Annotated in this window: 8 protein-coding genes; 2 read left to right on the top strand and 6 right to left on the bottom strand. The window is 69.7% G+C overall.

Annotation, left to right across the window (positions count from 1 at the left end):
- The 4 genes from OG329_RS27225 to OG329_RS27210 all read right to left on the bottom strand — a co-directional run bounded on the left by OG329_RS27225 (nt 1) and on the right by OG329_RS27210 (nt 4,390).
- Nucleotides 1-894 carry a TylF/MycF/NovP-related O-methyltransferase gene (locus OG329_RS27225; protein ID WP_405798861.1) on the bottom strand — a complete coding sequence of 298 codons (894 nt, stop codon included), beginning with the start codon at nt 892-894 and terminating at the stop codon, nt 1-3.
- A 59-nt stretch (nt 895-953) separates the two neighbouring features.
- Nucleotides 954-1,730: a methyltransferase domain-containing protein gene (locus OG329_RS27220; RefSeq protein WP_405798859.1), complete on the bottom strand. Its 777-nt coding sequence runs from the start codon at nt 1,728-1,730 to the stop codon at nt 954-956.
- Between the two features lie 133 nt (nt 1,731-1,863).
- Complete coding sequence (locus OG329_RS27215) at nt 1,864-3,399, bottom strand: glycosyltransferase family 4 protein (RefSeq protein WP_405798858.1); 1,536 nt, start codon at nt 3,397-3,399, stop codon at nt 1,864-1,866.
- 361 nt (nt 3,400-3,760) lie between these two features.
- A complete protein-coding gene (locus OG329_RS27210) occupies nt 3,761-4,390 on the bottom strand; it encodes a TetR/AcrR family transcriptional regulator (RefSeq protein WP_405802038.1) in 630 nt (209 codons plus the stop codon).
- Nucleotides 4,391-4,524: 134 nt separating this feature from the next.
- Here OG329_RS27210 and OG329_RS27205 point away from each other — a divergent pair, with 134 nt between their 5' ends.
- Both OG329_RS27205 and OG329_RS27200 read left to right on the top strand, forming a co-directional pair.
- A complete protein-coding gene (locus OG329_RS27205) occupies nt 4,525-5,460 on the top strand; it encodes an ABC transporter permease (RefSeq protein ID WP_405798856.1) in 936 nt (311 codons plus the stop codon).
- Nucleotides 5,453-6,241, top strand: a complete 789-nt coding sequence (locus OG329_RS27200; RefSeq protein ID WP_405798854.1) for an ABC transporter ATP-binding protein — start codon at nt 5,453-5,455, stop codon at nt 6,239-6,241. The genes OG329_RS27205 and OG329_RS27200 overlap by 8 nt, the downstream gene beginning before the upstream one ends.
- Before the next feature lie 458 nt (nt 6,242-6,699).
- Here OG329_RS27200 and OG329_RS27195 read toward each other — a convergent pair whose 3' ends face one another.
- A complete protein-coding gene (locus OG329_RS27195) occupies nt 6,700-11,775 on the bottom strand; it encodes an NAD-glutamate dehydrogenase (protein WP_405798853.1) in 5,076 nt (1,691 codons plus the stop codon).
- A 358-nt stretch (nt 11,776-12,133) separates the two neighbouring features.
- Nucleotides 12,134-12,805: an HAD family hydrolase gene (locus OG329_RS27190; protein WP_405798852.1), complete on the bottom strand. Its 672-nt coding sequence runs from the start codon at nt 12,803-12,805 to the stop codon at nt 12,134-12,136.
- Nucleotides 12,806-12,813 lie beyond the last annotated feature (8 nt).

Here is a 12,813-nt window from a genome sequence, read left to right as displayed (position 1 = left end):
TCAGGGCTTGACCGCGATCCGGCCCTCGTCCATGCGCAGCAAGAGCAGCCGTTCGCCCGTCTTCTCCAGGAACTCGTCCACGGCCTGGCGCGAGCCCTGCCAGTAGCCGTAGTCGTCGATGAGCAGCACACCGCCGCTCACCAACCGGGGGTAGAGAAACTCCAGTTCATGCTTGGTGGAGGCGTACCAGTCGGTGTCCAGGCGCAGGATGGAGATCTGCTCGGGCGCCTGCTGCGGCACGGTGTCCTCGACCATGCCCTGCACGTAGTGCACCCGCTCGCCGGGGTACGGCACGCTCTCGAAGCCCGCCTGTACGTCCTCGAGCGAGGCGACGGCCCAGATCGGCCGGTCCTTGCCCTGTGCCGCGAGCAGGTCCTCGGCGGACTTGCCGTCGCGCCGCAGGTCCTCGGCGGTGGGCGGCGGCATGCCCTCGAAGGTGTCGAAGAGATGCAGTCCGCGGTCGGTCTCGCCGAGCGCGAGCAGCGTCTTGGCACAGGCCTGCATCGAGCCGCCGCGCCAGACTCCGCACTCCACGATGTCACCGGGGATGTTGTGGCGTACGACATGGCGGGTGGCGAGGATGAAGGCGTTCAGCCGCTCCGGGGAGGTCATCGTGAACGGCTTGACCGCTCGGATGATCGCCTTCGCCTCGTCGTCGTAGTCGGCGGGGAGTGCCGCCGGCTTCGGCTTCGCTTTCGGCTTGGGCGCTGGGGCTGGTACGGCGGGGGGCACCGGCGCTTGCAGGGGCGCCTTCGCCTGTGCCGCTGCCTGCGTCGACGCTGCCGACGATGTCGACGCTGCCGCCGACGAGCGCGGGGCGGGGACCGGGATCCGCCTGAGCTGATATCCGGTGAGCTTTTCGAGTGCGCCGTTCACTGCGCTTCGCCATGCCATGCGGACGGACGGTACGCGGAGAACTCAGCCGATGTCATCTTTCGTCAACTCACCTGCATTTATGCCTCTTTCGTGTGCATCTCGGCCGCTACGGGCCGTACGGCTCCGGGCTGTGCCTCCGAGGCCGGAGCGGGTACGGCGGGTACGGCCCGCGCCCCCCGCCCGCACACGTCGCGCCCCGCGACCGGCTCGGGCAGCGGGATGCCGTCGACGCCGCCGACGCGGTTGGCGTAGCGGACCGTCAGTTCCCGTACCGCGTACTCCCACAGCCGCCTCCTCGGCCGACGCGGCCTGCGGAACACGCCCACCGAATCGCCCCAGTAGGCGCGCTTGCCGTCGATGGCGGCGTAGTCGAACCGGATGCCCTTGATCGGCGGGAAGTCCGTGTACGCCTCGGCCAGTTCGAGCCCGGTGAACGCGGCCATGGCCCTGAATCCGTCGGGGTAGTACCGCCAGCAGTCCTGCGCGTCGTGCACATGGCCGCGCGAGGGCGCGGTGACGAACGCCAGACCGCCGGGCCGCAGCACGCGGGCGATCTCCATCATCGACGCCCAGAAGAACGGGATGTGCTCGAACGCCTGGCCCGAGATCACGAAGTCGGCGCTCCGGGACCGCACCGGAATGCGGTACGGCCTGCGCATCACGATGTCGACGTTGGGACCGTCGAGGACATCGACGCCGATGTAGTCGACATCGCGCCCGTCGAGCAGAGCGCGGTGGGTGAGGGACTGCTTGGGCGAGACGCGTGAGCCCAGGTCGACCACCCGTTGGCGGCCGGACGCGGGCATGTACTCCTTGACGCAGAGTTCCATCTGTTCGTACGCGGACCTGTGCACGGTGACTCACGTTCCAATCCGGCTCGTTGGGTGCGGCGCTCCCCCGACGTTCGAGGACATCAACGCCCGTACGGCCGTATGGTCACGTGGTCGCGTAGTCACGGTCACGTGGTCGCGTAGTCACGCGTCGCGGTCAGGTCGCGGTGGCCCCCGCCGGATCGCCGGGCTCCGTCTCCTCCGGCTGTGGGATCGCCGCGACGGCGGTCGCCTCCGCCGGGGCGGCCAACAGGCTCCCGTAGACGCCGTCGAGGATGTCGGCCTGCGCCTCCCAGGTCCACTCCGCCAGCAGGCCGGGGCGTTCGTACGCCTGGCGGTAGGCGGCCGGATCGTCGAGCACGGCGCGCACGGCCCGTACGAAGTCCGCCGTGTCCTCGGCACGGAACACCTCACCCTGCCCGGTCTCCCGCACCTGCGCCGCCATCGTGCGCACGTCGCTGACGACGATAGGCAGCTTGGCGTGCGCGTACTCCATGAACTTGGTGATCAGGGCGAGTTCATGATTCGGCCAGTGGTGGATCGGGATGACGCCGATGTCGGCGGGGGCCAGGAAGGGCACGATCTGCCAGTGCGGTACGTACGGCAGCGGGTGGACGCGGTCGGCGACGCCGAGGTCGGCCGCGTGGTCGAGCACCCGGCGTACGACCCACCCGTCGGGCGCGGGCACGACGAGCGCCGCGTGCGCGCCGGGCAGTTGGGGCAACGCCTCGATGAGCGTGGTGAGTCCGCGTTGCGGGGCGAGGGCGCCGCTGTAGACGAGCAGGGGCGTATCGGCGCCGATCCCGCACAACTTCCGCAGATCCGGGACCGGTTCACCGGCGTGCTCGGCGGGCGGGCCGCCGCCGGGGGCGTTGAGCACGACGGCGGGCGGGCGGGGCAGCCGGTGCTCCTTGTGCAGCAGCTCGGCCAGCGTCTGGGAGACGGTGACGACGGCGTCCGCGTAACGTCCGTATTCCCGCTCGTGCGCGACATGCGCGGGCATCCAACGGCGGTACCCGGCACGGGGCTTGATGCCCGGCAGATACTCGTGCGCGTCCCAGACCAGCTTCACGCTCCGGCCCCTGCCCCGCGCGCGGTGGACGGCGCGGGCGCCGACGCCGATCATCCGGAAGTCGTTGGCGTGGATGAGATCGGGCTCCAGCGCGTCGACCACGGGGCCGAAGGCGAACTCGTAGTCCCACAGGTACGGTTCGAGCCTGCGCCAGCAGCGGTCGCCGAGCAGGGCGCGCCACATGGCCGTACGGAGCCGCTCCGGCACCGAGTCGGGATTGCGTCTGCCCTCCACCAGGGCGAGTTGGCGGTGCCGGAAACCGACCCAGCGGGCCAGCATGCGCGCCGCCGTACGCCGGATCAGGAACCGCCGGCCCTCGGCGGACCTGCGCGCCAGCAGATCGGCGCGCCACGCCTTGACCCACTGTCTGCGGTGCTGCGCGATGCCACCGCGCCGGTAGGCGAAGAGGCGGGGCAGTACGACTCTGCGGTAGTCCCTTCGGCGTTTGGCGAGGGTCATCACGACGGGGACCAGCCGGACTTCGGCACCGCCGATGGTCCAGCGGTGGCGGTCACGGTCCGGGGACTGACCGAGCAGCACGACGTCCCAGCCGGCGTCGGCCATGGAACGGGCGGCCTTCTGGACGCGGGAGTCGCCGTTGACGGCGTTGTCGACGAGCATGACGACCCGTCCCCGGCCACGCCCTCCTGGGCGCCGCCCGGGATCCGGTGTGGAAGCGACACTCATGGGGCCCGTCCTTCGACTCGTCTTCGCGGAGGGCCCTGCCCTGGCCCTCCCCAACGGGCAACGAAGGTTCACCCACCAGGGCTACGGAGACACCCCCCATGTCACCCGTTCGGCGGCTACGAGCCCCCTCCGTACCGGCGAGCATTCAAGCCCGCCCGGCGCTTGAGGACACCCCACCCCAGCCCATCCGGCGGCGTTTCAAGCCCGCCCGGCGATTGAGGGCAACTTCAGCCCGTCCGGCGCTTGAGGACACAACTCAGCCCGCCCGGCGATTGAGGGCAGCGCACCCGGCCACTCAGCCCGCCCGCCCACCCTTCATCGCAGCGACCGCCGACTCCGCAAGATCGTCCAGATACCCCGCAGGCAAATCCCCCCGTACGACGACCAGCCGCCAGTACAGCGGCCCCGCGATCAGATCCAGCGCCCGGTCGGGGTCCGTGCCCTCGGGCAGCTCGCCACGGGCGACCGCCTCGCGTACGACAACCGCCGCGATGCCCTGGCGCCCGTCCAGCAGCGCCGACTTGATCGCCTCGGAGATCTCCGGGTGCCGCGCGGCCTCCACCAGCAGATCGGGGATGACCCGCGAGGCCAGCGGGTGCCGCAGGGCGTGGGACGCCACTTCCAGCAGGGCGCGTACGTCTCCGTACAGCGAACCGGTCTCCGGTACGGGCAGCCCCTGCGCCGCGACGGCCGAGACCAGGTCGAGGACCAGCGCCAGTTTGGATTTCCAGCGCCGGTAGACGGCGGTCTTGCCGACGCCCGCCCGGCGGGCGATTCCCTCGATCGACATCCGGGCGAAACCGACGGCGGCCAGCTCCTCGAAGACGGCGGAGCGGATGGCGTCGGTCACGTCCTCACGGAGCACTGCGGCTCCCGCTGGGGCGCGGCGTGAGAGGCGGGGATCCGTGGGCATGGCGACGAGCATAGCGTCACGCACGTCACGACGAAACGGTTGCGTTGCGACGTGATTCCGTTCTAACCTCTGCGTTACGACGAAACGGCCCCGTTCCATCGTTCGCCGCCGCCTCCGCTCGATGTCCCTCGTCGAAAGCGACCCTCGTGAGCCAGCCGACCGCATCCCCCACCCGTGTCCGGGCCCCCGCCCCACCGGCCCCGGCCCCGCAGGCCCTGGACCTGCGCGCGCTCGCCGGCCGGCACGGTCTGACCGAGAGCGGGGCCCGGCCCCCGCTCCCCACGTATCTGCGCGAGCTGCACTCCCGCCGCCACTTCGTCACCGCGTTCGCCACGGCCCGGCTGACCTCGCAGTACAGCAAGGCGAAGCTCGGCCAGCTCTGGCAGATCATGACGCCGCTGCTCAACGCGACCGTCTACTACTTCATCTTCGGTGTCCTGCTCAACACCAAGCACGGGGTGCCGGACTACGTACCGTTCCTGGTCACCGGCGTCTTCATCTGGACCTTCACCGCCGGCACCGTCACCGCGGGCACCCGCGCGATCTCCGGCAACATCGGCCTCGTCCGCGCCCTGCACTTCCCGCGCGCCTCGCTGCCGCTCGCCTTCGCCCTCCAGCAGTTGCAACAACTGCTGTTCTCCCTGGGCGCGCTGACCGTGATCCTGGCCGTCTTCGGGCAGTACCCGAATCCCGCCTGGCTGCTGGCCGTACCCGCCCTCGCGCTCCAGACCGTCTTCGGCACCGGACTCGCGATGATCTTCGCGAGACTGACGGCGGCGACGCCCGACATCGCGCAGTTGATGCCGTTCCTGCTGCGCACCTGGATGTACGCGTCCGGTGTGATGTGGAGCCTGGACACGGTCTTCAAGAACCAGAACGTGCCGGAGCTGGTCCGGCTGGCCCTCGAATGCAACCCGGCGGCCGTCTACATCGACCTGATGCGCTTCGCACTCATCGACAGTTTCACCGCCGGTCAACTCCCGCCCCACGTCTGGCTGGTCGCCACCGGCTGGGCGGTGCTCGTCGGGGCCGGCGGATTCCTGTTCTTCTGGCAGGCGGAGGAGAAGTACGGCCGTGGCTGAGACCGAGCGTGTTCCGACCGTCGTCGTGGACGGCGTCCACATCACCTACAAGGTGCACGGCACCAAGGGCGGGAAAGGGAGCGCCACCACGGCGCTCAGCCGGATCGTCTCGCGCCGGGCGGCCCCCGGAGTGCGCGAGGTGCACGCCGTACGGGGGGTGAGCTTCGTCGCGTACAAGGGCGAGGCGATCGGCCTCATCGGCTCGAACGGCTCCGGAAAGTCGACTCTCCTGAAGGCGGTCGCCGGGCTGCTGCCGCCGAGCGAGGGCAAGGTCTACACACAGGGCCAGCCGTCGCTGCTCGGCGTCAACGCGGCGCTGATGAGCGATCTGACGGGCGAGCGCAACGTGATACTGGGCGGGCTCGCGATGGGCATGACGCGCGAGCAGGTCAAGAGCCGTTACGCCGGCATCGTGGAGTTCTCCGGGATCAACGAGAAGGGCGACTTCATCACGCTGCCGATGCGCACCTACTCCTCGGGCATGGGCGCCCGGCTCCGCTTCTCCATCGCGGCGGCCAAGACGCATGACGTGCTACTGATCGACGAGGCGCTGTCCACGGGGGACGCGCGGTTCCAGAAGCGCAGCAAGGAGCGCATCGCCGAGCTGCGCGGGGAGGCGGGCACGGTCTTCCTGGTCAGCCACAGCAACAAGACGATCACCGAGACCTGCGACCGCGCGATCTGGCTGGAGTCGGGAACGCTACGGATGGACGGCCCGGCGGCGGAAGTGGTGGCGGCGTACGAGAAGTCCACCACCACCCCGAAACCCCCCAAACGCTAGCCCACCCGCCACCCGACACCTATCCCACCCCCCCCGACCGGCCACTTCAGCCAACCCCGGGCGAGCACTTCAAGCCCACCCGGCGGCCACTTCAGCCCGCCCGATACCCAACCCGGCCCACCCGGCGAGCTTTCAAGCCCGTCCGGCGATTGAGGACACCCCCCACCGGCCGGACCCATCCCAACCGACCGCGGCCCAGCCCAAGCCCCGTCCACCCGGCCACTTCAAACCCACCCGGCAAACTGTCAAGCCCGTCCGGCGCTTGAGGACACCCCCCACCGGCCGGACCCATCCTCATCGACCCGCGCCCACTCAAGCCCGTCCGGCGATTGAGGACACCACCCACCGGCCGGACCCGTCCCCACCGGGCCGCGGCCCAGCCCAAGCCCGTCCGGCGCTTGAGGACACAACCCCAGCCCGTCCGGCGCTTGAGGACAAAGCCGCGCCCCGGCCCCCCGCTACGCGTGCGTCCGCAACAACGTCCGCATCGTCCGCATCGCCACCGACAGATTCGCCAGGTCGAACGAGTCCGAACTCTGAATCTCCTCCAGCGTCGTCCGCGACCGCCCCAAAATCGCCGCGTTCTTCTGCTCCCACGCCTTGAACCGCTCCTCCGGCGTCGACGTCCCGTCACCGACCGACAGCACGTCCGACGCCAGCGCGGCATGCGCCGCGTACAGGTCCTCGCGGATCGACGCGCGGGCCATGGACTGCCAGCGGTCGGCCCTCGGCAGCTCGATGATCCGGTCCATCAACTGCGTGATCCGCAGCCGGTCACCGAGGTCGTAGTACACCTCGGCGACGTCCAGCGGGTCCTTGCCCATACGGTCCGCGATCCGCACGATGTCGAGCGTCGGGAACGCCGCCGAGAATCCGGCGACCCGCAGCGCCAGCACATCCGGCACACCCACCCCGGTGAGCTCGTCCACGATGTTCTGGTACCACTCCAGGTCCGCGCCGCGCAGCAGCCGAGGCAGTTGCTGCCACACCCGCTCCACGCCTTCGGCGAAGAACTCGACCGTCCCGGCGATCTCCACCGGCTGCGGCCGGTTGCCCAGCAGCCAGCGGGTGCCGCGCTCGACCAGCCGCCGCGAGTGGAGCCGGATCCGGGTCTGGACGTCGGCGGCGACGCTGTTGTCCAGCGCCTCGACCGCGTCCCAGACCGCGCCGAGCCCGAAGATCTCCCGGGCGGCCGTCTGCGCCCGTACGATCTCCTCGATCGACGCCCCGGTCTCCTCGCGCAGCCGGTGCAAGAAGGTCGAACCGCCCGCGTTCACGGTGTCGTTGACCAGCACCGTCGTGATGATCTCGCGGCGCAGCGCGTGCCCCTCGATCTGCTCGGCGAACTTCTCGCGGAGCTGCGCGGGGAAGTACGCGTACAGCAGCTTGCGCAGATACGGGTCGTCGGGCAGCTCGGTGGAGATCAGCTCGTCCGCGACTGTGATCTTGGTGTACGCGAGCAGGACGGCGAGTTCGGGCTGTGAGAGCCCCTTGCCGCCGTTGAGCAGTTCCTTGATCTGGCGGTCGGTCGGCAGGAATTCGAGCGCCCTGTCGAGGCTGCCGTCCTGCTCCAGGCGGCGCATGAAGCGCTGGTGGGCGTGGAGCAGGGAGGGCGCCTGGAGGACCGCGTTGGCCAGTGCGACGTTCTGCGCGTAGTTGTTGCGCAGCACGAGCGTGCCGATCTCGTCGGTCATGGCCGCCAGCAGCTTGTTGCGCTGCTTGACGGTCATGTCGCCTTCTGTCACAAGGCTGTTGAGCAGGATCTTGATGTTCACCTCGTGGTCGGAGGTGTCCACGCCCGCGCTGTTGTCGATGGCGTCGGTGTTGATCTTGCCACCCTGGCCGTCCGCCCCGCGCCGGGCGAACTCGATCCGGCCGAGCTGCGTCGCGCCCAGGTTGCCGCCCTCACCGACGACCTTGGCCCGCAGGTCCTCGCCGTTGATGCGGATGGCGTCGTTGGCCTTGTCGCCCACGTCCGCGTTCGACTCGGCGGACGACTTGATGTACGTACCGATGCCGCCGTTCCACATGAGGTCGACCGGCGCCTTGAGGATCGCGCGCATCAGATCCGCCGGCGTCAGCTTGGCCACGCCCGCCTCGATCCCCAGCGCCGCCCGCACATGCGCGTTGACGGGAATCGACTTCGCCGTACGGGGGTGGATGCCGCCTCCCTGGGAAAGCAGCGACTTGTCGTAGTCGGCCCAGGAGCTGCGCGGCAGCTCGAAGAGGCGGCGGCGCTCGGCGAACGAGGTGGCCGCGTCCGGGTTCGGGTCGATGAAGATGTGCCGGTGGTCGAAGGCGGCGACCAGCCGGATGTGCTCGGAGAGCAGCATGCCGTTGCCGAAGACGTCGCCGGACATGTCGCCGACACCGGCGACGGTGAAGTCCTCGCTCTGGGTGTCGTGGCCCAGCTCGCGGAAGTGCCGCTTGACGGACTCCCAGGCGCCGCGCGCGGTGATGCCCATGCCCTTGTGGTCGTAACCGGCGGAGCCGCCGGAGGCGAAGGCGTCGCCGAGCCAGAAGTCGTAGGCGATCGCGACCTCGTTGGCGATGTCGGAGAAGCTGGCGGTGCCCTTGTCGGCGGCGACGACGAGATAGGTGTCGTCCTCGTCGTGCCGCACCACGTCGGCGGGGTGCACGACCTCGCCGGCCACCATGTTGTCGGTGATGTCGAGGAGGGCGGAGATGAATGTCTTGTAGGAGGCGATGCCCTCGGCGAGCCAGGCGTCGCGGTCCACGGCCGGATCGGGGAGCTGCTTGGCGACGAAGCCGCCCTTGGCGCCGACCGGCACGATCACCGTGTTCTTGACCATCTGTGCCTTGACCAGGCCCAGGATCTCCGTACGGAAGTCCTCGCGCCGGTCGGACCAGCGCAGACCGCCGCGCGCGACCTTGCCGAAGCGCAGGTGCACGCCCTCGACCTGTGGCGAGTAGACCCAGATCTCGTACGCCGGGCGGGGCGCGGGCAGATCGGGGATGGCCTGCGGGTCGAACTTCATCGACACATAGCTGTGGTGCTTGTCGGCCGTGGGCTTGCGGCCCGCCGCCAATTCGGTCGCCTTGCCCGTGCCCTGGCCCCCCTTGATGGTTCCCTCGCCGGCGCTCTGGAAGAAGTTGGTCCGCAGCGTGGCCTTGATGACGGTGAGGAACGAGCGCAGGATGCGGTCCTCGTCGAGGCTGGCGACCTGGTCGAGCGCGCCGGTCAGCTCCTCCAGGAGCCCTTCGATCAGCTCTGTGCCGGCCCGCTGGCGGTTGGGCGCCATCCGGGCCTCGAAGAGGGAGACGAGCAGCCGGGTGGTGTGGACGTTGTTACGGAGGGTGTCCTCCATGTAGTCCTGGCTGAAGGTCGCCCCGGCCTGGCGCAGATACTTCGCGTAGGCGCGCAGCACCATCGCCTCACGCCAGTTGAGGCCGGCGCGCAGGACGAGGGAGTTGAAGCCGTCGTTCTCCGCCTCGCCCGTCCAGACGGCGGCGAAGGCGTCCTGGAAGCGCTCACGGGCGTCCTCGGCGAGGTGGTCGTCCTTGGCCTGGCCGTTCTCGCCGCGCGGCATGCGCAGCCCGAAGTCGTAGATCCAGGCGTGGGCGCGGTCCGGGCAGCGCAGCTCGTACGGCCGCTCGTCCACGACCTCGACGCCGAGCTGCTGGAGCACCGGCAGGACGGCGGACAGCGAGACCTGCTCGCCCGTGCGGTAGATCTTGAACCGTCGCTCGCCGGGGCCGGCGCCGACCGGCTCGTAGAGGGAGAGCGCGAAGTCCTTCTGATCGCGGCTCAGCTCCTCGACGCGCACGAGGTCGGCGACGGCGGAGCGCGGCGAGTGGTCGGCCTTGTAGCCCTCGGGGAACGCGTTGCCGTAGCGGCGCAGCAGCTCGGCCGCGCGCTCCTCGCCCAGCTCGGCGTTGAGTGCTTCACCGAAGCCGTCGGCCCAGGAGCGGGCGGCCTCGACGAGCCGTCCCTCGATGCGGTCGACGTCCGCGTCGGTGAGCCCGGTCAGCTCGGTGCCCTGCGGGACGCGGACGACGAAGTGGAGCCTGGAGAGGATCGATTCTGTGTTCCAGGCGGTGAAGTCGACGCTGGTGCCGCCCAGCTCCTCTTTAAGGATGTCGATCAGGCGCAGCCGGACGCCGGTGGTGTAGCGGTCGCGCGGCAGGTAGATGAGGGCGGAGTAGTAGCGCCCGTACTCGTCCTGCCGGAGGTAGAGGCGCAGCCGGCGCCGCTCCTGGAGGTACAGGACGCTGGTGACGATGGAGCGGAGCTGTTCGACGGGCGTCTGGAACAGCTCGTCGCGCGGGTACGTCTCCAGGATCTGCATCAGGTCGCGGCCGTCGTGGCTGTTGGGCGAGAAGCCGGCGCTCTGAAGGACCTCGGCGACCTTGCGCCGTACGACGGGCACGCGGCGTACGGACTCGGTGTACGCCGCCGAGGAGAACAGGCCCAGGAAGCGGCGCTCGCCGATGACCTCGCCCTTTTCGTCGAACTTCTTCACGCCGACGTAGTCGAGATAGCTCGGGCGGTGCACCGTGGAGCGGCTGTTGGCCTTCGTAAGGATGAGCAGCTTGTGCTCACGGGCCTTGGCGCGCGCGTCGGCCGGCAGCCGGTTGAACGACGGGCTCACCGGGTGGGCCTCGTCGTCGGTGTGGCGCGGGTCGGAGCGCAGGATGCCGAGGCCGGTGCCGGGCACGGCGGTCAGGGCGTCGTCGCCCGTCAGCTCGTACTCCCGGTAGCCGAGGAAGGTGAAGTGGTTGTCGGCGAGCCAGCGCAGCAGCTCACGCGCCTCTTCGACCTCCTGGTCACGCAGGTCGTCGGCGGTCGGCTCGCTGGGCAGCTCGTCGGCGATGCGCAGCGCGGACTCGCGCATCTTGCCCCAGTCCTCGACGGCCTCACGGGCGTCGGACAGCACGCGCAGCAGGTCGGCGGTGATCTGCTTGAGATCGGCGCGGTCGGTCTCGCGGTCGATCTCGACGTGGATCCAGGACTCGATCAGGGTGTCGTGCGTCTGCTCGACGCTCTCGCCCCGGCCCTCGGGAAGGACCTCGATGAGCTTGCCGGTGATGTCGCGGCGCACCAGGATCTGCGGGTGGATGACGGCGTGGATGCCGCGGTTCTGCCGGGAGAGTTCGTTGGTGACCGAGTCGACGAGGAAGGGCATGTCGTCGGTGACGACCTCCACGACGGTGTGCGTGCACATCCAGCCGTTCTCCTCGACGGACGGCGTGTGGACGCGCACGTTGGCCGTGCCCTGCGGACGGTTCTCGGCCAGCCGGTAGTGGGAGAGCGCCGCACCGTAGATGTCGACCGGATCGCGGTCGGCGAGGTCGTCCGGGGCGGTGTGCAGGTAGTACTTCTGGAGAAAGGCGAGCAGTGTCTCGTTGTCCGGACGCTTCTCGTCGTACGCCTCGTCGTCGGTCGCCTTCGCGGCCGGGTTGTTCCGGGAGGTGCCCCCCAGACCCCCAGCCCCCCCGGCTGGGCTGTTCTCAGCGACCCGGGCCGCCCGTGCGAGCAGCTCGGCCTTGGCTTCGTCCAGCTTGGTCTGCATGTCCTCTGGCTCCTGTCGCGCGCCGTTGCGTGACGTCGATGAAAGAAGCGACACAACGCCACGACGCGGGGTCTCCGGTCGATGTCGACGCTATGCCGCGATGAGAGATCTCCGGGACGTTATTGGCCAAACTTGACGGCCACGCCGGATTGTGGGGATCAGCGAGCCCCGGGGCGCTGTGGCACTCCGGGAGCGGGCCGGGAGCTTCGCTGCTCCCACGGCATATCGCACTGATCACGGCCCCAGGCTATCCCGCCGCACCCCGGACCCGTCATGAACCGCATATGTACAAAAGAAGGGCGCGAAATTTGCCGGTCCGGCCAGTGACAAGCGGCGATCACCGCCTGATGACTACTGGTCAGCGCGCGACGCTCTGGGCGAGGTCCACGGCCTCGGCGAGAGTGTCCACGACGGGAACGCCCGCCGCCTCCAGGCTCTTACGGCTGTGCGAGCCCCCGGTGTAGAGCACCGCGCGGGCCCCCACATGGGCGGCGGCCAGGGCGTCGTCGGCCGTGTCACCGATCACCACCGTGTGCGCGGGGGCTATCCGGCTCTCCTTGGCGAGCGCGGCCAGATGGCGCTCCATGTGCACGGCCTTCGTACCGCCGGACGGCCCCGTACGCCCGTCGACCCGGACGAAGTGCTGATGAATCCCGTAGTCCCGCACCACGGGCACCAGTTGCTCATGCTCGTACATGCTGAGCAGCGACTGACTGCGGCCGGCCAGTGCCCACCCCGTCAGCAGCTCCTCGGCCCCCTCGGTCAGCCCGCACCCGGCGCGCCGCTCCACGTAATGCCGGTGGAAGGTCTCGTCCATGACCAGCCACTCGGCGTCCGTGGGCAGGCGGCCCATCAGACGCTCGTAGAAGGCCGGGATCGGCATGCAGTACAGCTCCCGGTAGCGCTCCCGCGTGATCGACTCCAGGCCGATCTCCCCGAAGGCGGCGTTGGTCGCCCCGATGACCGCCTCGAAGTCGTCGAGCAGTGTGCCGTTCCAGTCCCAGACCAGATGTGTGTCGTGCGTCCCCATGCCGGAAA

The sequence above is a fragment of the Streptomyces sp. NBC_01506 genome (genome assembly GCF_045040295.1).
In the GTDB taxonomy this organism is placed as follows: domain Bacteria; phylum Actinomycetota; class Actinomycetes; order Streptomycetales; family Streptomycetaceae; genus Streptomyces.
The sequence above is the reverse complement of the archived record's forward strand: the minus strand, read 5'-3'. Positions and strand labels throughout refer to the sequence as shown.

Bases quoted from the DNA above. Each gene is read 5' to 3' on its own strand.
- OG329_RS27225 (WP_405798861.1), bottom strand. From the start codon at position 894: ATGGCATGGCGAAGCGCAGTGAACGGCGCACTCGAAAAGCTCACCGGA.
- OG329_RS27210 (WP_405802038.1), bottom strand. From the start codon at position 4,390: ATGCTCGTCGCCATGCCCACGGATCCCCGCCTCTCACGCCGCGCCCCA.
- OG329_RS27195 (WP_405798853.1), bottom strand. From the start codon at position 11,775: ATGCAGACCAAGCTGGACGAAGCCAAGGCCGAGCTGCTCGCACGGGCG.
- OG329_RS27190 (WP_405798852.1), bottom strand. From the start codon at position 12,805: ATGGGGACGCACGACACACATCTGGTCTGGGACTGGAACGGCACACTG.
- OG329_RS27215 (WP_405798858.1), bottom strand. From the start codon at position 3,399: ATGCTCGTCGACAACGCCGTCAACGGCGACTCCCGCGTCCAGAAGGCC.